Source organism: Stenotrophomonas sp., assembly GCF_050737575.1.
GTDB lineage: Bacteria > Pseudomonadota > Gammaproteobacteria > Xanthomonadales > Xanthomonadaceae > Stenotrophomonas.
This window is the reverse complement of record NZ_JBOHXW010000006.1, coordinates 186,780-208,102: the sequence shown is the minus strand read 5'-3', so window position 1 is coordinate 208,102 and position 21,323 is coordinate 186,780. Positions and strand designations below refer to the sequence as shown.

At 65.4% G+C, this 21,323-nt stretch carries 21 protein-coding genes and 1 tRNA gene; 10 read left to right on the top strand and 12 right to left on the bottom strand.

Annotated features, from left to right (window positions below):
• Positions 1 to 7: 7 nt before the first annotated feature.
• Positions 8 to 949 carry a hydroxymethylglutaryl-CoA lyase gene (locus ACREP4_RS13245; RefSeq protein WP_431596657.1) on the top strand — a complete coding sequence of 314 codons (942 nt, stop codon included), beginning with the start codon at positions 8 to 10 and terminating at the stop codon, positions 947 to 949.
• Between the two features lie 210 nt (positions 950 to 1,159).
• Here the strand turns inward: ACREP4_RS13245 and ACREP4_RS13240 are convergent.
• Positions 1,160 to 1,236: transfer RNA gene (locus tag ACREP4_RS13240), tRNA-Arg, on the bottom strand.
• Between the two features lie 128 nt (positions 1,237 to 1,364).
• Here ACREP4_RS13240 and ubiA point away from each other — a divergent pair.
• Positions 1,365 to 2,258, top strand: coding sequence for a 4-hydroxybenzoate octaprenyltransferase (gene ubiA, locus ACREP4_RS13235; protein WP_431596656.1), 894 nt, complete (start codon positions 1,365 to 1,367; stop codon positions 2,256 to 2,258).
• 57 nt (positions 2,259 to 2,315) lie between these two features.
• Here ubiA and ACREP4_RS13230 read toward each other — a convergent pair whose 3' ends face one another.
• Both ACREP4_RS13230 and ACREP4_RS13225 read right to left on the bottom strand, forming a co-directional pair.
• Positions 2,316 to 2,888, bottom strand: a complete 573-nt coding sequence (locus ACREP4_RS13230) for an HdeD family acid-resistance protein (protein WP_431596655.1) — start codon at positions 2,886 to 2,888, stop codon at positions 2,316 to 2,318.
• Positions 2,889 to 2,966: 78 nt separating this feature from the next.
• Positions 2,967 to 3,692 (bottom strand): ComF family protein, encoded by a 726-nt coding sequence (locus ACREP4_RS13225; protein ID WP_431596654.1) that lies wholly within the window; start codon positions 3,690 to 3,692, stop codon positions 2,967 to 2,969.
• A 49-nt stretch (positions 3,693 to 3,741) separates the two neighbouring features.
• On the opposite strand from ACREP4_RS13225, the gene bioB reads away from it, so the two are divergent.
• The 4 genes from bioB to bioC all read left to right on the top strand — a co-directional run bounded on the left by bioB (position 3,742) and on the right by bioC (position 7,826).
• Positions 3,742 to 4,770 (top strand): biotin synthase BioB, encoded by a 1,029-nt coding sequence (bioB, locus tag ACREP4_RS13220; protein ID WP_431596653.1) that lies wholly within the window; start codon positions 3,742 to 3,744, stop codon positions 4,768 to 4,770.
• An 88-nt stretch (positions 4,771 to 4,858) separates the two neighbouring features.
• Complete coding sequence (gene bioF, locus ACREP4_RS13215; protein WP_431596652.1) at positions 4,859 to 6,070, top strand: 8-amino-7-oxononanoate synthase; 1,212 nt, start codon at positions 4,859 to 4,861, stop codon at positions 6,068 to 6,070.
• Positions 6,071 to 6,086: 16 nt separating this feature from the next.
• The gene (bioH, locus tag ACREP4_RS13210) at positions 6,087 to 6,854 is read left to right on the top strand and encodes a pimeloyl-ACP methyl ester esterase BioH (RefSeq protein ID WP_431596651.1); all 768 of its coding nucleotides are present in this window, start codon (positions 6,087 to 6,089) and stop codon (positions 6,852 to 6,854) included.
• 84 nt (positions 6,855 to 6,938) lie between these two features.
• On the top strand, positions 6,939 to 7,826 hold the full coding sequence (gene bioC, locus ACREP4_RS13205) for a malonyl-ACP O-methyltransferase BioC (RefSeq protein WP_431596650.1): 888 nt from the start codon (positions 6,939 to 6,941) through the stop codon (positions 7,824 to 7,826).
• A gap of 84 nt (positions 7,827 to 7,910) precedes the next feature.
• Here bioC and oleD read toward each other — a convergent pair whose 3' ends face one another.
• Both oleD and oleC read right to left on the bottom strand, forming a co-directional pair.
• Positions 7,911 to 8,912, bottom strand: coding sequence for a 2-alkyl-3-oxoalkanoate reductase (gene oleD, locus ACREP4_RS13200; RefSeq protein WP_431596649.1), 1,002 nt, complete (start codon positions 8,910 to 8,912; stop codon positions 7,911 to 7,913).
• A gap of 129 nt (positions 8,913 to 9,041) precedes the next feature.
• A complete protein-coding gene (oleC, locus tag ACREP4_RS13195; protein ID WP_431596648.1) occupies positions 9,042 to 10,688 on the bottom strand; it encodes an olefin beta-lactone synthetase in 1,647 nt (548 codons plus the stop codon).
• A 101-nt stretch (positions 10,689 to 10,789) separates the two neighbouring features.
• On the opposite strand from oleC, the gene ACREP4_RS13190 reads away from it, so the two are divergent.
• Entirely contained in the window at positions 10,790 to 11,218 is a 429-nt protein-coding gene (locus tag ACREP4_RS13190; protein ID WP_431596647.1) for a YkgJ family cysteine cluster protein, read from the top strand.
• A 137-nt stretch (positions 11,219 to 11,355) separates the two neighbouring features.
• Here ACREP4_RS13190 and ACREP4_RS13185 read toward each other — a convergent pair whose 3' ends face one another.
• The 5 genes from ACREP4_RS13185 to ACREP4_RS13165 form a co-directional block, all read right to left on the bottom strand.
• Positions 11,356 to 12,045, bottom strand: a complete 690-nt coding sequence (locus ACREP4_RS13185; protein ID WP_431596646.1) for a phospholipase D-like domain-containing protein — start codon at positions 12,043 to 12,045, stop codon at positions 11,356 to 11,358.
• A gap of 141 nt (positions 12,046 to 12,186) precedes the next feature.
• The gene (locus ACREP4_RS13180; RefSeq protein ID WP_431596645.1) at positions 12,187 to 13,080 is read right to left on the bottom strand and encodes an alpha/beta fold hydrolase; all 894 of its coding nucleotides are present in this window, start codon (positions 13,078 to 13,080) and stop codon (positions 12,187 to 12,189) included.
• 251 nt (positions 13,081 to 13,331) lie between these two features.
• A complete protein-coding gene (locus tag ACREP4_RS13175; protein WP_057633461.1) occupies positions 13,332 to 14,348 on the bottom strand; it encodes a 3-oxoacyl-ACP synthase III in 1,017 nt (338 codons plus the stop codon).
• A gap of 185 nt (positions 14,349 to 14,533) precedes the next feature.
• Positions 14,534 to 14,851 carry a DUF4156 domain-containing protein gene (locus tag ACREP4_RS13170; protein ID WP_232146716.1) on the bottom strand — a complete coding sequence of 106 codons (318 nt, stop codon included), beginning with the start codon at positions 14,849 to 14,851 and terminating at the stop codon, positions 14,534 to 14,536.
• 253 nt (positions 14,852 to 15,104) lie between these two features.
• Entirely contained in the window at positions 15,105 to 17,966 is a 2,862-nt protein-coding gene (locus ACREP4_RS13165; protein WP_431596644.1) for a M16 family metallopeptidase, read from the bottom strand.
• A gap of 351 nt (positions 17,967 to 18,317) precedes the next feature.
• Between ACREP4_RS13165 and ACREP4_RS13160 the strand changes: the two genes are divergently transcribed.
• Together ACREP4_RS13160 and trmL are read left to right on the top strand one after the other, a co-directional pair.
• Entirely contained in the window at positions 18,318 to 18,707 is a 390-nt protein-coding gene (locus tag ACREP4_RS13160) for a hypothetical protein (RefSeq protein ID WP_431596643.1), read from the top strand.
• A 40-nt stretch (positions 18,708 to 18,747) separates the two neighbouring features.
• The gene (gene trmL, locus ACREP4_RS13155; RefSeq protein WP_431596642.1) at positions 18,748 to 19,227 is read left to right on the top strand and encodes a tRNA (uridine(34)/cytosine(34)/5-carboxymethylaminomethyluridine(34)-2'-O)-methyltransferase TrmL; all 480 of its coding nucleotides are present in this window, start codon (positions 18,748 to 18,750) and stop codon (positions 19,225 to 19,227) included.
• Positions 19,228 to 19,418: 191 nt separating this feature from the next.
• On the opposite strand, the gene ACREP4_RS13150 is transcribed toward trmL, so the two are convergent.
• Positions 19,419 to 20,645 (bottom strand): CaiB/BaiF CoA transferase family protein, encoded by a 1,227-nt coding sequence (locus ACREP4_RS13150; protein ID WP_431596641.1) that lies wholly within the window; start codon positions 20,643 to 20,645, stop codon positions 19,419 to 19,421.
• Positions 20,642 to 20,959, bottom strand: a complete 318-nt coding sequence (locus ACREP4_RS13145) for an amidase family protein (protein ID WP_431596640.1) — start codon at positions 20,957 to 20,959, stop codon at positions 20,642 to 20,644. Before ACREP4_RS13145 ends, ACREP4_RS13150 begins: the two co-directional genes overlap by 4 nt.
• Here ACREP4_RS13145 and ACREP4_RS13140 point away from each other — a divergent pair.
• On the top strand, positions 20,918 to 21,322 hold the full coding sequence (locus tag ACREP4_RS13140; RefSeq protein ID WP_431596701.1) for an acetyl-CoA hydrolase/transferase C-terminal domain-containing protein: 405 nt from the start codon (positions 20,918 to 20,920) through the stop codon (positions 21,320 to 21,322). The two genes, ACREP4_RS13145 and ACREP4_RS13140, sit on opposite strands and share 42 nt — an antisense overlap.
• Position 21,323: the final 1 nt, after the last annotated feature.

The window sequence follows — 21,323 nt, the reverse complement described above, 5'->3', positions numbered from 1 at the left end:
ACAGGCCATGGTGGATGCCTCACTGGAATTGGTGGATGGCGTGGAGATCATCGAGCTGGGTGCACGCGATGGTCTGCAAGGCCTTTCCAACACCGTGGACACATTGGTCCGCGTCAACCTGATCGAATTGCTGGAAATCGCAGGACTGTCCTCAATCGAAGTAGGCGCGTTCGCACTGATCTCCGGCATGTCCGCAGCGACGCCACCGTTGCCGGTACTGGAAGCGCTGGGCCACGCGCCTGCAGACAGAATCCGCAGCGTGCTGGTGCCGCATCTCAACGCGTTGGATCAAGCCTATGCGGCGGGTTGTCGCGACATCACCGTGACCACCGCCGCATCCCGCACCTTCTGCCGGGCAACGCTGGGCTGCGACATCGAAGAGAACCTGTACCGCATCACCCAGCTCATCGAACACGCCAGGCCCTTGGGCATCGCCGTGCGCGTGCGCGTTTCAACGGTGATCGACTGCCCGTTCGAGGGCGTCATCGCGCCACAGGCGGTGGCTGCGATCGTCGCCCGATTGCAGCCGTTGGGTTGCCGGCAGATCTGCCTGGATGACACCACCGGCAGCGGCGCGCCCGGCACCGTCGGCACGTTGCTGCGCAGCTGCTTGATGGAAGCGCCGATGCACACGCTTGCCTGCCACTTCCACGATACCTTCGGCCTGGCCAATGCCAATGTCATGGAGGCGCTGGAACAAGGCATCCGCGCCTTCGACAGTTCCATCTCAGGGTTGGGCGGCAACCCGTACTTCCCCGGCGCGGCCGGCAACCTGGCCACCGAAGAACTGGCGTACCTGCTGACCGGCCTGGGCATGGACTGCGGCGTTGATCTGGACGGCCTGCTGCTGGCCGGCGAGTACATCGACTGCATGCTCGACCGCCGCACCGAATCGCGGGTGGGCCGCGCACTGCGGGCGAGGAACCTTCCGTACAGCGTTGCGCGATAGCGGGGCGATGGCGGGATTGCTGCGATCTGCCACCCTCACCCAGACCGGTGCAGGATCAACGCGCCAACCAGAATCATTGGGCTTCCCCGGGCCAAGGCGCGGACCTTGCTCAAACTGATCAAGCGCAGCACGGATACCCATCGCCAGACAGCAGAAAGCCCCACCAAGGCGGGGCTTTCTGGCAACACCGGCACGAAGCTGGTGCAAATCTGGTGCGCCCGGAGGGATTCGAACCCCCGACCAATGGCTTCGGAAGCCACTACTCTATCCGGCTGAGCTACGAGCGCAGTGAGAACCGGCCGGCAGTGCCGGACGGACGCGCATTCTAGCGGCAAAGCGCGCGCAGGTCTGCCCCCACCTTCGCAACGGCGCTGGCGAAGGGGCAAATCGGGTACAGCTGGTACCCTTTGCACCCATGAGCCTTCTGCCCCACACCCCGCCCACCGCCGGTACTTCGTCGCGGTTCGGGCACTACTGGAAATTGATGCGTGCCGACCGTCCGATCGGCACCTTGTTGCTGCTGTGGCCCACCTGGTGGGCGCTGTGGCTGGCCACCGGTGGCATGCCGCCGCTGTGGACGCTGTTCGTGTTCACCGCTGGCGTCTGGCTGACCCGTTCGGCCGGTTGCGTGATCAACGATTACGCCGACCGCTGGCTGGATCCGCATGTCAAACGCACCAAGGAGCGGCCGCTGGCGACCGGTGCGGTGTCCGGGCGCGAAGCGCTGGCGCTGTTCGCCGGGCTGATGCTGGTGGCGTTTGCGCTGGTGTTGACGATGAACGCGCTGACCATCGGCCTGAGTTTCGTCGGCGTGTTTCTGGCTGCCAGCTATCCGTATCTGAAGCGCTACACGCATCTGCCGCAGGTGTATCTGGGCATGGCCTTCGGCTGGGGCATCCCGATGGCGTTCGCCGCTGTGCAGGGCGAAGTGCCGCCGCTGGGCTGGGTGCTGTACGGCGCCAACATCCTGTGGTCCACCGCGTACGACACCTGGTACGCCATGGTCGATCGCGACGACGACCTGAAGGTCGGCTCGCATTCCACCGCCATCCTTTTCGGCGATCTGGACCTGGTGATCCAGGGCATCCTCTACGCGCTGTTCTTCGGCGCAATGGCCTTGGTCGGCCAGCGCGCGGAACTGGGCATGGCTTACTGGGCGAGCATGGCGGTCGCGCTGCTGATGGTGGTCTATGAATTCTGGCTGTGCCGCAACCGCGAGCGCGAGCCTTGCTTCAAGGCCTTCCTGCACAACAACTGGGTCGGCGCGGTGTTGTTTGCCGGCATCGTCGCCAGCCAGTACCTCGACTGATACAAAGCAGCCCGCTTTTCGGCGGGCTGTTTGCATCTACGCCGGGGAAACGCGTTCTCAGAGCGCCTTGCCCAGCGAGCGCAGGCGGAACGCAACCACGATCTGCAGCACGCCGTAGATCAAAGCCAGCACGCCGATCCACAGCGAGGTCACCGCCAGCCCTGCCAACGGGTTGAGCGCGAACATCACGCCCAGTGCCACCGCCAGCAAGCCGCTGACGATCAACAACCACTCGCCTTCGATCTGCTTGCGCACGCGGATGGCGAACACGATGCGGTAGATGCCCGCCACCACCAGCCACGCGGCCAGGAACAGCAGCAACACGCTCGCCGTGGCCAGCGGATTGAGGATGGCCAGCACGCCGAACGCAATCGACACCAGCGCATAGAACACGGCCCATCCGCGCGACACCGGCGCCGAACCCCTGATCGCGGCCACCAGCACCACCACGCCTTCGACCACGGCCATCACACCCAGCCACCACGCCAGCACTGCAGCGGTGCGTACCGGCGCCATCACCGCCAACACGCCAAACACCACCGCAAACAGCCCGAACAGCAGCACCACCCACCAGTTGCGCGACAACGCGCTGAACAGCGAGCCGGTTGGGAAGCCTGTCGATGCACTCATGTCGTTTCTCCTTGGGTTTCGCGTTGAAAACATATCCATCCCCGCGACTGTAAACCGAGCGGTGTTGCGGCCGTGTGCTCACGGCACGCGCGCGCAGACCCACGCATCCACCCGCGCCACGCCGGCCCGGCGCAATGCCGTGGCGGCAGCGTGCAGGGTGGCGCCGGTGGTCATCACGTCGTCCACCAGCAGCACCTGCGGTGGCACCGGCGCCAGCACCGCAAAGGCCGACCGCAGGTTGCGTCGGCGCGCCCGCGCGTCCAGCTCCGATTGCGGCGCAGTGGCGCGGATGCGCTGCAGGCCCTGCCATAGCGGCACCTCCAGCGCGCGCGACAACGGCCGCGCCAGCTCCAGCGCCTGGTCGTAACCGCGTTGACGCAACCGCGATGCGTGCAAGGGCACCGGAACCAACACCGCCGGGCGCTCCCCATCCGCCAACCGCGCCTGCATCAACGTCGCCAGCAACCGGCCCGCCGCCAGATCCTGATGAAACTTGAACCGGCGCAACAGGCCATCTACCGGCGCAGCGTAGATAAAGGCCGCGCGCACCGTGTTCAAGGGGGAACTGCGTTGCCGGCAGGCACCACAAAGCTGTTCGTCATCGGCGACCGCCAATGGCATGGCGCAGCGGCAGCAACTGGCCACCGCACACGGCAAACCGGCGTTGCAGGCGACGCACAGATCGCGGCCCGGCATGCCCGGCTCGGCGCAGATCAAACAGCGCGGCGGGAACAGCCAAGCCGACAGCCGCGCCCGGGCCCTGTAAACCAAACTCAACTCATCAAGGTTGACAGCATCATCCATGCTCACCAGACTGCGCCGCTTCCGTAGTCCCAACCCTCAGGTAACACCGATGTCCGCCGTCATCCGTCACGATTGGAACCGCGAAGAGCTGCAGGCGCTGTTCGACCTGCCCTTCCCCGAGCTGCTGCATCGCGCGGCCAGCGTGCACCGGCTGCATTTCGATCCGGCCGAAGTCCAGGTCTCCACGCTGCTCTCGGTCAAGACTGGCGGTTGCCCGGAAGATTGCGCCTATTGCCCGCAGGCGCAGCGCTACGACACCGGCGTGGACGCGCAGAAGCTGATGGACACCGACAGCGTGGTCGCCCGCGCCCGCGCCGCCAAGCAGGCCGGCGCCTCGCGCTTCTGCATGGGTGCGGCGTGGCGCTCGCCCAAGGACCGCGACATCCCCAAGGTGGCGGCGATGATCCAGGAAGTGAAGGCGCTGGGGCTGGAGACCTGCGCCACGCTGGGCATGCTGGAAGGCCATCAGGCGCAGGCGCTCAAGGACGCCGGGCTGGATTACTACAACCACAATCTGGACACCGCGCCGGACTATTACGATTCCATCATCCATACCCGCCAGTACCAGGACCGGCTGAATACGCTGGAACACGTGCGCAACGCCGGTCTCAAGACCTGCTGCGGCGGCATCGTCGGCATGGGCGAGACCCGCGACCACCGCGTCGGCCTGCTGCTGGCCCTGGCCAACCTGCCGGCGCACCCGGATTCGGTGCCGATCAACCGGCTGGTGCAGGTCGCCGGTACACCGTTGCATGGCAGCGCCGAGCTGGATGCGTTCGAGTTCGTGCGGATGATCGCCGTGGCCCGCATCGTCATGCCGCGCTCGATGGTGCGGCTGTCGGCCGGCCGCGAAAGCATGAGTGACGAGCTGCAGGCGCTGTGCTTCCTGGCCGGCGCCAACTCCATCTTCTATGGCGAAAAGCTGCTGACCACCGGCAACCCGGACACCGAGCGCGACCAGGCCCTGTTCGCCCGGCTGGGCATCCGGCCAATGGCGGTGACGGTGGATGCCGACGATCACGACCACCCCGGCACCGTGCATCTGGACATCGCCCCGACCTGCGCCGTAAGTGCCTGACAGGCCCTCCGGCAGCGCCCGCCCGGTCGTAGGAATTCTGACCGGCAACCGGGTACGCTAGCCGGCCGCCTGACCATGAACCATCGCCATGGCCCGTCCTGACCTGCACGAACGCATCCAGCACCAGCGCAAGCTGCGGCTTGCCCAGGGCCGCATCCGCACCCGGCGTACGGTTGGCCGGCGCGATGGCGTGCGCCTGGAGATCGATGGCCGCTCGCTGATCGGCTTCTGCAGCAATGACTACCTCGGCCTGTCGCAGCAGTTCGAGGTAGTGGCCGCCTTGCAGGATGCTGCGTCGCGCGAAGGCGCCGGCAGCACCTCCTCGCATCTGGTCTGCGGCCATCACAGCGTGCACCAGCAGTTGGAGCGCGAAATGGCCGACTGGCTCGGTTACCCGCGCGCCCTGCTGTTCGACAGCGGCTTCATGGCGAACCTGGCCGTGCAGCAAGCGCTGCTGAGCGAGGACAGCGACGTCTGCGTGCAGGACCGGCTCAACCACGCCAGCCTGCTCGACGCCAGCCGCCTGGCCGGCTGCCGCCTGCGCCGCTATCCGCACCTGGACAGCGAGGGCGCCATGCGCCAGCTCAAGAACACCGCCGACAGCGCCGCCATGCTGGTCACCGACGGCGTCTTCAGCATGGATGGCGACATCGCCCCGCTGCGCTCGCTGGCATTGGTGGCGCGCATGCAGGAGGCGCTGTTCTACGTGGACGACGCGCACGGCGTGGGCGTTGTGGGCGATCACGGCCGTGGTTGCGTTGCCGCCGCCGGCTTGGGCGTGAACGAAGTGCCGCTGCAGTTGGCCACGCTGGGCAAGGCGCTCGGCGGCCACGGCGCGGTGGTGCTGGGCGATGAAGCCCTGATCCAGCATCTGGCCGAAACCGCACGTCCTTACATCTACACCACTGCGTTGCCGCCGGCCCAGGCGGCCGCGTCGCTGGCGGCGGTGAAACTGGCACGCCGCGACCATTGGCGCCGCGAAAAACTCACCGAGCTGATCGCCGCCTTCCGCGACGGCGCACGCCGTCAGGGGCTGGAATTGATGCCATCGGAAACGCCGATCCAACCGCTGCTGTGTGGTGACGAATCGACGGTGATGGCGTTGTCGGCGACGCTGGAGCAATCCGGCTTCCTGGTCAGCGCGATCCGCCCGCCGACCGTGCCCGAAGGCAAGGCACGGCTGCGGGTGACGTTGTCGGCGCTGCACAGCGTGGAGCAGGTCAAGGCCTTGATCGACGCCATCACCCGCGCCCGCGACGTAGTGCTGTATCAGCGCTCGTTGAACACCGTCAACGCCTGATCCGACAGTCGTCCCCATGCATATCCACGTCACCGGCAGCGGCCCGGCATTGGTCCTGATCCACGGCTGGGCACTGCATGGCGGCATCTTCGCGCCGCTGGTCGAACGGCTGGCGCCGCACTTCCAACTGCATATCGTCGACCTGCCCGGTCACGGCCATAGCCGCGACGACAGCACACCGCTGCGCCTGCCGTATCTGGTCAATGCCATCGCTGCCGCAACACCGGCCGCGGTGTGGTGCGGCTGGTCGCTGGGCGGGCTGGTAGCGCTGCATGCCGCGGCGACCTTGCCGCAGGTGCGCGGGCTGGCCATGCTCGCTGCCACGCCGCGTTTCGTACGCGGCGACGACTGGCCCGATGCAGTCGAGCCCTCGGTGTTTGAACAGTTCGGGCGCGATCTCGAACAGGATTACCGCGGCACGCTGGAACGCTTTCTCGCGCTGGACGTGATGGGCTCGCAGCACGCACGCAGCGAACTGCGCACCTTGCGCGAATCGCTGGTCGAACGCGGCGAACCCACCCCACGCGCACTGCACGAAGGCTTGGCCTTGCTTGAACGCAGCGATCTGCGCGGTGCATTGCCCAGCCTGCAGAAGCCCGGCCTGTGGATTGGCGGCCAGCGCGACCGGCTGGTCTCCGCACGCGCCATGCACAGTGCTGCAGCCTTGGCGCCGCACGGCCTGCACCATGCACACAGCATCGACGGCGGCGGCCACGCACCGTTCCTCGGCCATGCCGATCAGGTTGCCGAGCTGCTGCAACAGTTCGTTTCGAGTTGCGCGTGATGCGTTGCGCGTCCATTGCGGCGGCATGCGTGATCATGTCGCCCAGCTATTCCCTCTAATTCTGCTCCCAGCGTCGTAACCGTCATGCCTTCCCTGTTCGATCCCAAGCACGTCCGCCGCGCTTTTTCGCGCGCCGCCTCCAGCTACCAGGCCGCGGCAGTGCTGCAGCAGGAAGTGGCCAAACGCCTGCTGGAATCGCTGGATTACCTGGAAGACAAACAGCCAGGCGTGGTGCTGGATATCGGCAGCGGCCCGGCGTATTCGACGGCCGTCATGAAGAAGCGCTGGCCCAAGGCGCAGGTGATCGCGTTGGATCTGGCCATGCCGATGCTGGTCGAAGCCAAGAAACAGGCCGGCTGGTGGCGGCCGTTCTCCCGCGTGTGTGCCGATGCCCGCGCACTGCCGTTGGCCGACAACAGCGTGGACGTGATCTTCAGCAACCTGTGCCTGCAATGGGTGGAAGACCTGCCGGCGGTGTTTGCCGGTTTCCGCCGCGTACTGAAGCCCGGCGGCCTGTTGGTGTGTTCCACCTTCGGCCCGGACACGCTGGTGGAATTGCGCGAGGCGTTCGCGCACGCCGACGACACCGCCCACGTCAGCAACTTCGTGCAGATCGCCCAGTTCGGCGACGCCTTGATGATGGCCGGCTTCCGCAATCCAGTATTGGATCGCGACCTGTTCACGCTCACCTACGACGACCTGCCCGCGTTGATGCGTGAGCTCAAGGCCATTGGCGCCACCAACGCGATGCACAACCGCCGCCACACGCTGACCGGCCGCAGCCGCTTTGCCGCCGCGCGCGATGCCTACGAACCCATGCGCCGCGCCGACGGCAAGTTGCCCAGCAGCTGGGAAGTCATCTACGCCCAAGCCTGGGCACCGGAACCGGGCGCGCCCATTCGCGAGCAAGGCCACGACATTGCAGCAGTGCCGCTGTCAGCAATTCCAATTCGACGGAAGCCGCGCGAGTAAAGTACGAAGTATGGGTTCACTGTCCGTCAATCGCCCATTGCACCAGTGCCACGAAGGGTGTTCGGGCGAAGAACACCCTTCGTATTAGGCCTTCCCGCCCAACGTGCTTTCACGCAAGCGGCGCAGGCCTTCTTCAATCGACACCTTGGGCACATAACCAAAATCGCGCCGTGCCGGTTCCATCGAGTACCAATGCGGCGTGCACAACTGCTCGGCCAGGAAGCGGGTCATCGGCGGCTCGCCGGACAGGCGCAGCAGCGGCCAGAGTTTTTCGCAGACCGCACCAATGCGATACGCCGCCTTGAACGAAATCGTCTTCTCCACCGCCGGTGCGCCCACCGCGGCCAACAAACGATTCAGCAATTCGCGCATCGGCAGTGGCTCGCCATTGGAGATGAAGTACGCCTTGCCGGCGCAGGCCGCGCCAATCACCAGGTGATCAAACGCATCAAAGTGCGCCTGTGCGGCATTGTCGATGAACGTGGTGTCCACCTTGTTGCTGCCATCGCCCACAAAACGCAGACGGCCGGCATGCGCCCGCTGCGCCAGACGCGGCACCAACTGGTTGTCACCCGGGCCCCAGATCAAGCGCGGCCGCAGCGCCACGGTGGCCAGTTCGGCATCGTTGGCGGCCAGCACCTCCTGCTCGGCGATGGTTTTGGTGGCCGCGTACGGTGCCTGGAAATCCTCGCCGTAGGGCACTTCATCGGCACCCAGACCTTCCACCGGATGGGTGGCGCGGTGGGTCACGCTAGGCGTGGATGTGTAGACCAGGCGGCCCACACCGTGCGCGCGGCACGCGGCCAGCACGTTGCGGGTGCCCACCACATTGGCCTGGAAATAGCTGTCATAGCTGCCCCACGCGCCGGCCTTGGCCGCGTTGTGGAATACCGCATCCACCCCGGCTGCCGCGTGATGCACGGCATTGGCATCGGCCAGGTCGCCCTGTATCTGCCCCACTCCCAGCGCCTGCAGCGCGGGATAGTGACCACGGTTGAAGCTCTGCACCTCATGCCCACGCTCGACCAAGCCGCGGCACAGCGCCTGCCCCAAAAATCCACCACCGCCGGTGACCAGAATCTTCATGTACTCGATAGCCTCTATCGCCGGCCCCTGCGCCAGCATTTGCGGGCCCAAGTATCGCAGCAGCGGCACGGCGAGGGCGGAGGTTTTGCTGCAAGCGTTTGGGTGCGGGCGGGCTGACGCTTCACACGCTCAGCGCGTGATCCGCTCACCGGCCCATATCGCCAACTTCTCGCGCCCGATCTTGGCGTTGTGCCGGATATCCACCGGGAAGCCTGGATGCTGCAGAAAATGCGCAATACCGGCCAACGTCGGATGCGCTGCCGCAAGCGCGCGCAAGTGCGCTTCAATGCCCGCAACATCCGCGCCCGGCAGCAGCTCGTAGCAGAGCACCGGCCGTTGACTGCCGTAGGCGCCCACGCCGACCAACGCCGTGCGGCGTACGCCCGCCACGGTGTTGAACATCGGCTCGACCTGCTCGGTGTACAGCGCTCCGCTCGCGGTTTCCACGCGTTGCGTCTTGCGCCCGCAGAACCACAGCCGCCCTTGTTCGTCGAACCAACCCACATCGCCCATGCGGTGCACGATGCGCTCGCTGCCATCGGCGAGTACTTCGCGGATCTTGGCCGCGGCGGTGGCCTGCGGGCGATTGAAATAGCTGTCGGTCGTGGTCGGGCCGACCACGGTGATCTCGCCCACTTCGCCGTCAGGCAGTTCACGCACGCCGTTCCACTCGGCGATGGGCGCGTCGGTGATGGCGATGATGCGCACTTCGTTCGGCGGCACCACGCTGCCCACGCAGGTGCCGGCGCCTTGTTCGGTTGCGGTGCGGGTGTTCTGCAGTTCGCGGCCTTCGATCACCGCCACCGGCAGGCATTCGGTGGCGCCGTAAGGCGTCCAGAACTGCGCATGCTCCGGCAACAACGAGCGGATCTTGGCCACGGTGTCCGGCGGAACCGGCGCCCCGGCCGAGGTGGCGCGGGTGATGCTGGGTAGCGGCTGGCCATGCTCGGCCAGCACCCGCATCAATGCCGGCGAGCCGAACAACTGGGTCACGCCGAAACGATCAATGGCGTCGTGCAGTTTGCGCGGATCAGCGCTGCCAGGCCGGGTCGGGTCCATGTCCGGGATCACCGAAGTCAGCCCCAGCGCCGGGTCAAACAGCGCAAACGGCGGGAAGGTGGGCAGGTCGATCCCGCCGGGCTGCATGCCAAAGGCGTTGCGCAGCAACTCGACCTGGCCGACGAAATGGCGGTGGCGGTAAACCACGCCCTTGGGCACGCCGGTGGAGCCGCTGGTGAACAGAATGGCGGCCACGTCCTCCGGCGAGGTTGCCGCCAGCTGGCCGCCCGCGCCTGCGCCGCTCGCCTCGATCCGCGCCAGCGTGGTGCCGCCCCAGCCGCAGCGCGCGCCCACCGTGACCAACCGCTTGGCCGACTTGGCCCAGCCCAGCAGCAGCCGCGCCAGATGCGCCAGCGGAATGCCGATGAACGCGTCGGCCTGTGCCTCGTCCAGGCATTGGCGCAGCGCGCGCCGGTCGATGCCCGGGTCCACCAGCACCGGCACGGCACCGTTTTTGAACAGGGCGAACATCAACAGGAAGAACGCCGGGCCCGGTCGCACCATCACCACCGTGCGCACGCCGCGGCCAATGCCATAGGCGGACAAGCCGGCGGCGATGGCATCGCTGCGGGTATCGAGGCTGCGGTAATCCAGGGTGACGTCGTAGGCGGCCATCCCGTTGGCGCCGGGTTTTCCGGGGCAGCGGATGGCGATCTGGTCGGGCCGTTCACGTGCCAGCTCGGGCAAACGCGCGGCAATATTGCAAGCGTTGTTCATCTTTCTATTGTCGCCGCTGCAGAAAAATCTTGCGCGCCGGCCCTCAGCGTGGAAAATCCGCGCCTTCCCCTTGTCCTAATCGCCGCCCGAAGGCCGCGCTCATGCCCCATCCCTGTCTTACCTGTGGCGCCTGCTGCACCCAGTACCGCGTTGCCTTCCATTGGATGGAATCGGACGAAGTGACCGAAGGCGGCGTTCCGCACCAGCTGACCCAGCGCCTGGACCCGCATCGCCTGTGCATGCAGGGCACCTATTCGGACCCGATCCGCTGCGTGGCACTGGATTCGGAGATCGGCGTGTACTCGCGCTGCACCATTCACCCCAACCGGCCCAGCGTGTGCCGCGAGGTGGATGCGTCCTGGGAGAACGGCACGGCCAGCTCGCAGTGCGACCGCGCGCGCATTGCCCACGGCATGCCGGCCCTGACCCTGGCCGACTGGCGCTGGCGCGACGATGCGGACAACGACGACGATCATCCCGACGACAACGGCAACAGCCCGTCGTCGCCGAGCCCGCCGATTGCAGCGTGAGGGTGATGCGGTAGTTGTTGCTTTGGCTTTGGCCCCCAAGCCGTCATTCCCACCTACGCGGGAATGACGCGCCCATAACTGCGGGGTCGTCCAAAGCAGCACCGCCGGGCGCCTTTTAAGCGCACGGCCGTGCGCACTCAAAGCGGCTTGTAACGCCCCCACAACACATCGAACTGCTGCACGAAACTACGCACCAGGTTGCGGTCGTTGGTGACCACCAGGTTCTCGTCGTTGTGCTCGGTGGCGGTGCGCGTCCAGTTGAAACTGCCGTTGGCCAGCAGCTTGCCGTCGAACACCGCGAACTTGTGATGCATGTGGTATTGGCTGTGGTCCACGTGCACGACGATGCCGGCCTCATGCAGGCGACGGATATCGTTGCCGTCGTCGAAAACCTTGTCGTTGTCGCTGATGATGCGCACCTGCACGCCGCGCTTGTGCGCGTCCAGGATGACCTCACTCAAGCGGTCATCGGAGATGGTGAACACGCAGATGTCCATCGTCTGCCGCGCGCCGGCGCAGAGCGAGCGCAGCCGCTGCATGCAGGCGTCGCCCGGCGAAAAGTAGATGCTGGTCTGCGCGTCGGGCACATCCACCGCCACATCCAGCGTGCGCACGATCTGCTCCACCCACTTCAGCAGTGGCAACGCCTCGGCCGGGTTGCTCTGCATCTGCTCGCGGGCGATATCGAAGGCGCGGTTGCGCAGGAAGCGCACGCGATCCGGCGGCAGCTCGCTGCCCAGTTCACGCAGCTCCGATTTTTCCTGCGGACTGAGGGCCAGGTCCTGCACGCTGTCGCGCAGCTGGCGGTCCAGACTGTCGAAATCCATCCATCGCTCCATCGTCGGAAAGAGCGCGCAGCTTCGCACAGCTGCGCCCGCCGTAGGAGCGGCCCCGGCCGCGAAACCGGATGACGAAACGCCCGCCGCTCCCCTTTAGCTTCGCAAAAGAGAGGGGCGGATCACAGCGCGTTAGTTGATCGGGTTGCGTTCCAGAAACGCACGCACCGCCGGCACGATCACTTCGTGCTTGTCTTCCAGCACGTAGTGATTGGCGTCCTCGAACGCGGTCACTTCGGCCTGCGGCAATGCCTTGCGGAAGCCCGCGAGGAAGTGGTGATCGAAGCAGATGTCACGCAGCCCCCAGGCGATGTACACCGGGCGGTCGGCGAACGAGGGCAATGCCGCCGCCGCACGCTCCAGCAGCGACCACGCCTTGTCGGCCGGCGACAGCGGGATGTCCTGCATGAAGCGGATGGTGGAGATGCGGTTGTCCCAATTGTTGTACGGCGCCACATAGGCGCGGCGCACATCGGCCGGCATGCGCCGGCTCACGCCCAGCCATGAGGCGCCGGAGGAGAACGCATTGAAGGTGCGGATGAACCACTCGCCCGGCTTCCAGTGCCGGCCCATGGCGATCTGCCACGGCATCGGCTTTTCCGGCGGCAACGGGAACGAGGCGGTATTGGTGATGACCAGCCGCTTGACCTGCGCGTTGTGCGACAGCGCCCAGCCAAAGCCGATCATGCCGCCCCAATCGTGCACCGCCAGCGTCACCGGGCCGGTGATGCCCAGGTGCTTGAGCAGCGCTTCCACGTCATCCACGCGCGATTGCAGCGTGTAGTCGTAGCGGCTGTCGTCCGGTTTGTCGGACAGGCCCATGCCAATGTGGTCCGGCACGATGCAGCGGTACTTGTCGCTCAGGCCATTGACCAGGTGCCGCCACAGATAGCTCCACGACGGGTTGCCGTGCAGCATCACCACCACCTCGCCATCGCGCGGACCTTCGTCGATGTAGTTCATCGACAAACCGGGCCGGACTTCAAAGCGCTGGGTGTTGCTGGGGTAACCGGGGAACTTGCTCATCGGGTCGCGCCTGCGAAAAAGGCCGGCAGAACCGGCCTTGGGAACAAAGCCCCTCTCCCTTCATGGGAGAGGGGTTGGGGAGAGGGTGGAACGAAGTGGAGGAGCGGGAACTGCCACTCAACCCCGAGCCTTCGTGATCCAGAACGTGCTCTGCACGCTCCCCCTCTTCCGCCCCTTTCGGGGCACCTTCTCCCGCGAGGGGAGAAGGGAACAACATGCGATCTGAAAGTTCTGGCGTTACGGCCAAAAACTTACCAAACCACCTCAGCCATCGTGCAGTTCAAGCCTGAGCCAATGCCCATCAGTGCGACGCGGTCGCCCTTCTTGAGCTTGCCCAGCTGGCGCAGCTTGCTCAGCACGATCGGTACCGAGGCCGGGCCGATGTTGCCGTGCTCACCAAAGATGGTCATCACCTTCTTCGGGTCGATGCCGAAGGCCTTGATGAAGGCGTTGGTGTGCGGCTGGCTGACCTGGTGGATCACGAACTGGTCGATCTCCTCCACGGCCCAACCCAGGGCAATGCGGGTGGCTTCAAAGGTCTTCGTCGCCAGCTTGATGCCTTCGATCAGCAGCATGCGGGTGTCGGTGACCATGCGGTCCAGGTTGCCCACGCACAGCTTGTTCCACTGGTTGGCTGCACGCGTCACGCCGCCCTTGTAGCGCGGGGCGTCGGGCACCAGCTCCGACCGTGCCAGCACCATCGCCGCAGCGCCGGAACCGGTGGTCAATGCGGCCACTTCGTCGCGCAACTGCTGGGCGGTGATGTCCGGAGCCATCATGCGCTCAAGCGTCTTTTCGTAGACCAGGTTGGAGGTCTCGCCATCGACGATCAACGCATAGTCGATATCGCCCCGCTCCAACATGCGCGCGGCCACATCCATGCCATTGATGAAGGCAAGGCAGGCGTTGGCGATATCGAAGGTGACGCAGTCTTCGCCGATGCCCAGGTTGCCGGACACGATGGAGGCCGTGGACGGCTCCAGGTAGTCACGGCTGACGGAGGTGTTGAGCAGCAGGCCGACCTTGTCGGCAGTGATGCCAGCATCTTCCAGCGCTTTGCGCCCGGCCATGGTGGCTGCGTCTGAAGCCAGCGTGCCCTGGTCCCACAGGCGACGCGCGTGGATGCCGGCGATATCGCCCAGCACGTCGGCGCGGATGCCAAGGCGTTCCAACGTCGGCGCGAGCCGTTCGTTGATTTCCTTGGAGGTCAGCGTATGCGGCGCATCAATATGCGCCAGTCCCGCGATCGAGACATTCTGGAAAGGCATCGGAAAGCGCCAAGACTCAGGCGAAGGGGGCGCTATTCTAGCGTCTGCGCTTTTTTACCGCATCTTTACAAATCAGCACTCCGGCGTATGGAACGCGGGAGTGCCTCAATAACGCGCGTAAGAGCGGCCGTTCTGCTGCCGCCCAAGTACAAGCGCCTGCTGGCGCAGGCCTCAGCGATGCCGTATCAGCGCGGCGGGCACTGCCACGCGGAGAAGCGCTGGCTGCCATCGGCCGGCTGGCCGGCAGCCTGCACGGCATTGGCTCCGGCGCTGGGCGCCTCGTTGCGGGCCAGGGTTTCCAGCTCTTCCTGCACGCGCAGCGGGTTGCGGTTGTAGAAGCCAACCTTGTTCTTTACCGACACCACGATCTCGCCCTTGGCGACGCAACCCGGTGCGACCGGGCCAGCCGGCAGGACACGCACGGCCTTGCCACCGGACTCGATCGGCACCCAGGTGCAGGCGGCGGTGCTGGCGATGAGGACGGACAGAAGCAGGACGCGCATGGACTATTCCTTGTGATGATCAGAACGGATTGTGCCGCGAATGCATGAACCCGTGATGATCCGAAGCGACAAACCACCTTTGCCATCGCTTCTCCCGCTTGCGGGACTGCAGCCCCCTTTTGGGGAGAAGGTGCCCGGAGGGCGGAGGAGGGGAGGCTGAAGATTGCTTGCTTGAAGCTTCCCCTCACCCCAACCCCTCTCCCGCCTGCGGGAGAGGGGCTTCGGCTACGGCAGGCGTATGCGATGGCGGCGCTTACTTCGCCTTCGCTGCGACCGGCTTGCCGTCGGCGTCGATCACGGTGACTTCGCCCAGCTTCAGCGCGCGGACCGGTGCTTCGGTGTGCTTGAGGTCGCCCACCACCACCCAGGTCAGCGTGGACGGATCCAGCGTCTTGGCCGCTTCGGCCACCTGTGCCGGGGTCATCGCTTCGATCTCGGCCTTGCGCTTGAACACGTAATCGTCCGGACGCCCGTAACGCACGATGCTGCCCACGGTGTTCATCACCGCCGAGGCAGTTTCATACGCACCGGGCAGGCTCAGCGTCTGGATGTTGCGGATGCGGCTGACTTCCGCATCGGTGGGCGGGCGCTGGCCGGTGGCGAACTGGCTGATTTCGGCGTTCATTTCCTTCAGTGCATCGGCGGTCTTGTCGATCTGCACCGGGGCAATCGCCATCCACGGCCGCTGGCCGAGGGCGTTGGAGGCCATGGAACGTGCGCCGTAGGACCAATGCTTGTCCTCACGCAGGTTCATGTTCAAACGCGAGGTGAAGTCGCCACCCAGCACGCCATTGGCGATGTCGAAGCGGGTGGCGCCCGGGCTCATCGTCGACGGCGTTACTTCGCCGGCAAACAGATTGGCCTGCACCGCGCCCGGCTGGTCGATCAGGAACACGCGCACGCCCTGCGGACGCGCGACGTCGGCCGGCGCGGCCACCTTGGGTGCGGCGCCTTCGCCCTTCCAATCACCGAACTGACGCTCCAGCAACGGCACGATGTCCTTCAACGTGGTGTCGCCGACGACTACCAGCGTGGCGCCTTCCGGACGCACCCATTCCTTGTGGAAAGAAACCAGGTCGTCGCGGGTCAGTGCCTTGATGGCCGCTTCGTCGCCACTGCCGGTGAACGGGATGGCATACGGATGGCCGGCACCGTACAGCAGCGGCGGCAGCACGCGCATGGCGACCGCGTTGGGCTGCACTTTTTCCTGCTGGATACCGGCAATCCAAGTGGCACGGATGCGATCGATCTCGTTCTGATCGAAGCGCGGTGCGCGCACGACATCGGCATACAGCGCCAGTGACGGCGCCAGGTTCTCCTTCAGCGCCGACAGATACACGTTGGCACCGTCCAGCGACGCGCCTGCACCAATGCTGGCACCCAGACTTTCCACCGCATCGGCAAACGCCAGCGAGCCGAGCTGGCCAGCACCTTCATCCAACATGCCCATGGTGAAGTTAGCGGTGCCCGGCTTGCGGCCCTGGTCGGCGGTGAAGCCACCCGCAAATTCATAGCTGAACTGCACCACCGGGATGTCGTGGCGCTCGGCCAGCACCACCTGGGTGCCGTTCTTCAGCGTGGCGCGCTGCAGCTGCGGGAACTTCAGTTCCGGGAAGGTCTTGGTCTGCGGCACACCGGTGCTGCGGTCCACCTGACTCGGCAGCGTGGTGAACTTGGCATCCACGGCCGGTACGTTGAACGGCGTCGGCTTGCCCGAGGGCAGTTCTTCCAATGCCACGCGCTCGCCCGGCTCGACGACCAGGGTGTGGTCGCCCACGCCCAGCCACTTGGCGCCGGCAGCCTTCACGTCGGCAGCGGTGGCCGCTTCGATGTTGGCCAGCGAGGTGCGGAAGCAACCCGGGTTGCCTTCATATACGGCGCATTGCGCCAGCGCGTCAGCCTTGCCGCCGAAGCCGCCAATGCGCTCGATACCGCGCACGAAGCTGGCGCGCGACTGCACCTTGGCGCGCGCAAGTTCGTCGGCGGTCGGGCCTTCGGCGATCAGCCGCTTGATCTCTTCATCAATGGCCGCTTCAACCTTGGCCGGGTCCACGCCCTGCTTGACCGTGGCCATGACCAGGAAGTTGGAACCCAGCTGCGAGGCGTCGGTCATTGCACTGATGTTGTCCACCAGCTTGTCGGTGTGCAGCAGGCGCTGGTCCAGACGCGAGGACTTGGCACCACCCAGCACGTACGAGAACAGATCCAGCTGGTCGATATCGATGGTGCCGATCTGGGCGACGTTCCAGGCGCGGTAGATGCGCGCCTGCGGCACCTTGTCGGTCATCACTTCGCGGGTGGTGGCCGGACGCTGGGCAACATTGACCTGCGGCTGCGCCATGCTCGGGCCGGCCGGAATGTCGCCGAAGAACTTGGCGGCCTTTTCCTTGGCGGTGGCCACGTCGATATCACCGGCCAGCACCAGCACCGCGTTGTTCGGGCCGTACCAGGTGCGGAACCAGGTTTTGACATCATCCAGCGATGCGGCGTTGAGATCGTTCATCGAACCGATCACACCGTGGTGGTACGGGTGGCTGGCCGGGTACATCGCCCGCGTGAGCTTGTCCCACACCTGGCCGTAAGGCTGGTTTTCGCCCTGGCGCTTTTCGTTCTGCACCACGCCACGCTGCTCATCCAGTGCGGCCTGGTCGATGGCGCCGACCAGATGCCCCATGCGGTCCGACTCCATCCACAACGCCATGTCCAGCGCGGTGGTCGGCACATTCTGGAAATAGTTGGTGCGGTCGGTGTTGGTGGTGCCGTTCTGGTCGGTGGCGCCCACCTGCTTGAAGGGTTCAAAGAACTCGCCGTCGTGGTTTTCGCTGCGCTGGAACATCAAGTGTTCAAACAGATGCGCAAAGCCCGTGCGGCCGACCTGCTCGTCCTTGGCACCGACGTGGTACCAGATGTTCACCGCCACGATCGGTGCCTTGCGGTCGGTGTGCACCACCACGCGCAGGCCATTGGGCAGGGTGAACTCCTCATAGGGAATGTCCACGGACGCCGCAGCAGCGGGCTTGGACTTGGCTTCGGCCGGCAACGGCATGCCGACGAATCCGCCGAGGGCAGCACTGAGAGCCAGGGTCAACAGGGCGGTACGGGGTGCTGCGCTCATTCCACTTTCCTTGGGTATGAATGTGAACGCCGATCCTAACCGCCCACAGGCCTTTGCCGCATACGCCATGGGTCATGCCCGCTGTGCGGACGGCCAAGTGTCCGCGTACGGCCGTCCTGCGGACCCAGTGTCCGGACAGCGGACACTCCAATCTTCTGCAAATCCCTTTTAATTCAATACGATGCAGTTGGCACGCGTCCTGCGTACTTCTGGGTGCAGCAAGATCAATCAAACGAAACATGACTGATCGCTGAACAAATACCGGGAAGTTAAGAAAGTCCTTGCGCCCCGTTATTTGGTGTACTACCTTACTACCACACCGCTGCTCACACACACCAAACAGGTCCCGCCATGAACGCCAAGTCTCTTGCCATCGCCCTCGTCCTCGCCGCCGGCTTTGCTTCGACCGTGCAGGCCTCGGATATCGTCACCCTGGACACCGTGCAGGTCCGCCCGTCGGCTGATCAGCTGGCCCAGGCCAACCACGAAGCCACCAGCAGCATCCCGACGCTGGCTGCGGTGCAGGTCCGTCCGACCGTCGGCCAGATCGTTGAGCTGATGGCCGAAAACGCCGCCACCCAGTTGGCTGCCGCCACGCCGATTGTCAGCGTCGCCAACTGGGTCGTGTCGCTGCCCGCCGTCACCGTCCGCCCGGACGTGCAGCAGGTGCAGGCACTGGCTGCCGAACTGGCCGCCGATGCCGTCGGCAACGTGGTCGCCAAGGGTCTGGTTTCGTACTGAGCCAGACCCCGCCGGAAGCGACGCGGCGTAAACTCCGCCGATGACTTCCGCACCCGTTTTCGACGTCCTGCTGTATCAGCCCGAGATCCCGCCCAACACGGGCAATGTGATCCGGCTTTGCGCCAACACCGGCGCGCGACTGCACCTGATCGAGCCCTTGGGGTTTGACCTCAGTGACAAGCAGCTCAAGCGCGCCGGCCTGGATTATCACGAGTACGCACAGATGCAGGTCCATCCGGATCTGGATACCGCGCTGTCGCGCATCGCGCCCAAGCGACTGTTCGCAATGAGCACCCGCGGCAGCGTGCGCTACGACAGCGTGCCATTCGCCGATGGCGATGCCTTCCTGTTCGGCCCGGAAACACGCGGCCTGCCGCAGGATCTGCTGGATGGCCTGCCCGACGGCCGCCGTCTGCGCCTGCCGATGCAACCCAACAACCGCAGCCTCAACCTGTCCAACTCGGTCGCCGTGGTGGTGTTCGAGGCGTGGCGCCAGCACGGGTTTCCCGGCGGCGCGTAGGAGCGAGCTTGCTCGCGAAGCGGGGAATGCATCCGCTGTGGATCAATCGCGAAGTGCAGCCTTCCACCGCCCTCCCCTTGCCTTCGGCAAAGGGGGGGTGAAGCAAGGCAACACCCGCAATCCCACATCGTGCGCAATCTGCCCCCTCCCTTACGCATCGCGAAGGGGAGGGTTGGGGAGGGGTAACGCTCCTACCCCGCAATCACACCCAGCGCCTGCAATTCCTGCAGTCGCGTTGCATCCGTCCCCAACACTTCGTCCAGCACCTGCGTGGTGTGCTGCCCCAACACCGGCGCGGCTTGGGTGTACTGCAACGGCGTGACCGAGAATTTCAGCGGGTTGCGCACCATCGCCACTTTGCCGCCGCCGGCATGCGGCAGCTCGATGCGCAGGCCGCGTGCCTGCACCTGCGCATCGTCGAATACCTGATCGATGCGGTTGACCGGGTTGGCCGGCACCACGGCGCGTTCCAATGCCGCCAACCATTCGGCGACCGGTCGCGTGCACAGGCGTTGCTGCAGATACGGCACCAATTCGCCGCGATGCGCGACGCGGGCATTGTTGGTGGCATAGCGCGGATCGCTGGCCAACTGCGGTTCGCCGATCACCTCGCACAGACGCGCGAACTGGCCGTCGTTGCCAACGGCGAGCATGAAATATCCATCGGACGCCGGCATCACTTGATACGGCACGATATTGGGATGCGCAGTGCCTTGTCGGGTCGGCACCACGCCACCGACCAGGTAATTCGATGCCTGGTTCGCCAGCCACGCCACCTGCGTATCCAGCAACGCCAGATCAATCTGCTGGCCCACGCCGGTGCGTTCGGCATGGCGCAAGGCGGCAAGAATGGCGGTGGCGGCGTACATGCCAGTCATCAGATCAGTAGCAGCCACGCCCACTTTCTGCGGCACTGCGCCGGGTGAACCGTCCGGCTCGCCAGTGACGCTCATCAAGCCGCCAATGGCCTGGATGGCAGCGTCGTAACCGGCGCGCTGTGCATACGGCCCATCCTGGCCGTAGCCGGTGATGGAGCAGTACACCAGCTTGGGATTGAGGGCGTGCACGCTGGCGAAATCCAGCCCGTATTTCTGCAGGCCACCGACTTTGTAGTTCTCCACCAACACGTCGCAATGGGCGAGCAGTTCGCGGATCAGCGCCTGCCCGTCGTCCGTGGTGAAGTCGATGGCGACCGAACGCTTGCCACGATTGGCGCACAGGTAATACGCCGACTCGGTGGTGTCGTTGCCGTCCGCATCTTTCAGATACGGCGGGCCCCAGGTACGGGTGTCATCACCCACGCCCGGGCGCTCGACCTTGATCACATCGGCGCCGAAATCCGCCAACACCTGCGTGGCCCACGGCCCGGCAAGGATGCGCGACAGATCGAGTATGCGAATCCCTTCCAGCAACGTCATTTCGGCCACCACGCAGCACAGGCATCAGGAACCGCAGGCTGCCATGCAATCGCCTGCTGGAAGGCTTCGGCCAGCGCGATCAACTGCAACTCATCGCCGATGTTGCCGACCAGCTGCATGCCCGCCGGCAACTCGCCTGCCGCGACCGGCAGCGGCACCGACAAGGCCGGATTGCCGGCCAGGTTGGCATACGCGGTGAGGTCGGCCTGGCTGGCCGGTGCCGGCGTGCCGAACGCAAAGGCGCGTTGCGGCGCGGTCGGTAGTACCACCATATTCTCTCCAAGCGCATCGCTTCGTTCCGCGACGTTTTCCATACACATGCCTCGGTAGATCTGCTGGGCCAGGTGAACGGCGAGTTCCTGTCTGGACGCCAACTGAGTGGTGTTGGCGGCCTGCCCGACTTCCTGCAAGGTGCTCGCCAATCGGTAGGTGGTCGCGGCATCATTGCACTCCCTGCCAGTACTCCCAAAGGCGAAAGCAGGATTGTGCCGATGCTTCCCGCGGGGCCAGTGAGCCTGGCACGCGTGGATGCGGACTGCATCGTCAGCGAATACGGTGTCGCCGATCTGCGTCACCTGGATGTCCACGCCAGGGCCCGTGCCCTGATCGCCATTGCCGCTCCCGAACACCGCGAAGCCCTGGAACGCAGTTGGCAGGCGCTTTCGCACAGACGTTGAA

Coding starts and splice junctions, on each gene's coding strand:
- ACREP4_RS13145 (WP_431596640.1), bottom strand. CDS start 20,959: ATGGAAAACGTCGCGGAACGAAGCGATGCGCTTGGAGAGAATATGGTG.
- ACREP4_RS13165 (WP_431596644.1), bottom strand. CDS start 17,966: ATGAGCGCAGCACCCCGTACCGCCCTGTTGACCCTGGCTCTCAGTGCT.
- ACREP4_RS13175 (WP_057633461.1), bottom strand. CDS start 14,348: ATGCCTTTCCAGAATGTCTCGATCGCGGGACTGGCGCATATTGATGCG.
- ACREP4_RS13225 (WP_431596654.1), bottom strand. CDS start 3,692: ATGGATGATGCTGTCAACCTTGATGAGTTGAGTTTGGTTTACAGGGCC.
- bioC (WP_431596650.1), top strand. CDS start 6,939: ATGCCTTCCCTGTTCGATCCCAAGCACGTCCGCCGCGCTTTTTCGCGC.
- ACREP4_RS13190 (WP_431596647.1), top strand. CDS start 10,790: ATGCCCCATCCCTGTCTTACCTGTGGCGCCTGCTGCACCCAGTACCGC.
- bioH (WP_431596651.1), top strand. CDS start 6,087: ATGCATATCCACGTCACCGGCAGCGGCCCGGCATTGGTCCTGATCCAC.
- oleD (WP_431596649.1), bottom strand. CDS start 8,912: ATGAAGATTCTGGTCACCGGCGGTGGTGGATTTTTGGGGCAGGCGCTG.
- ACREP4_RS13230 (WP_431596655.1), bottom strand. CDS start 2,888: ATGAGTGCATCGACAGGCTTCCCAACCGGCTCGCTGTTCAGCGCGTTG.
- bioB (WP_431596653.1), top strand. CDS start 3,742: ATGTCCGCCGTCATCCGTCACGATTGGAACCGCGAAGAGCTGCAGGCG.
- bioF (WP_431596652.1), top strand. CDS start 4,859: ATGGCCCGTCCTGACCTGCACGAACGCATCCAGCACCAGCGCAAGCTG.
- ACREP4_RS13245 (WP_431596657.1), top strand. CDS start 8: ATGGTGGATGCCTCACTGGAATTGGTGGATGGCGTGGAGATCATCGAG.
- trmL (WP_431596642.1), top strand. CDS start 18,748: ATGACTTCCGCACCCGTTTTCGACGTCCTGCTGTATCAGCCCGAGATC.
- ACREP4_RS13150 (WP_431596641.1), bottom strand. CDS start 20,645: ATGACGTTGCTGGAAGGGATTCGCATACTCGATCTGTCGCGCATCCTT.
- oleC (WP_431596648.1), bottom strand. CDS start 10,688: ATGAACAACGCTTGCAATATTGCCGCGCGTTTGCCCGAGCTGGCACGT.
- ACREP4_RS13160 (WP_431596643.1), top strand. CDS start 18,318: ATGAACGCCAAGTCTCTTGCCATCGCCCTCGTCCTCGCCGCCGGCTTT.
- ACREP4_RS13185 (WP_431596646.1), bottom strand. CDS start 12,045: ATGGATTTCGACAGTCTGGACCGCCAGCTGCGCGACAGCGTGCAGGAC.
- ubiA (WP_431596656.1), top strand. CDS start 1,365: ATGAGCCTTCTGCCCCACACCCCGCCCACCGCCGGTACTTCGTCGCGG.
- ACREP4_RS13170 (WP_232146716.1), bottom strand. CDS start 14,851: ATGCGCGTCCTGCTTCTGTCCGTCCTCATCGCCAGCACCGCCGCCTGC.
- ACREP4_RS13180 (WP_431596645.1), bottom strand. CDS start 13,080: ATGAGCAAGTTCCCCGGTTACCCCAGCAACACCCAGCGCTTTGAAGTC.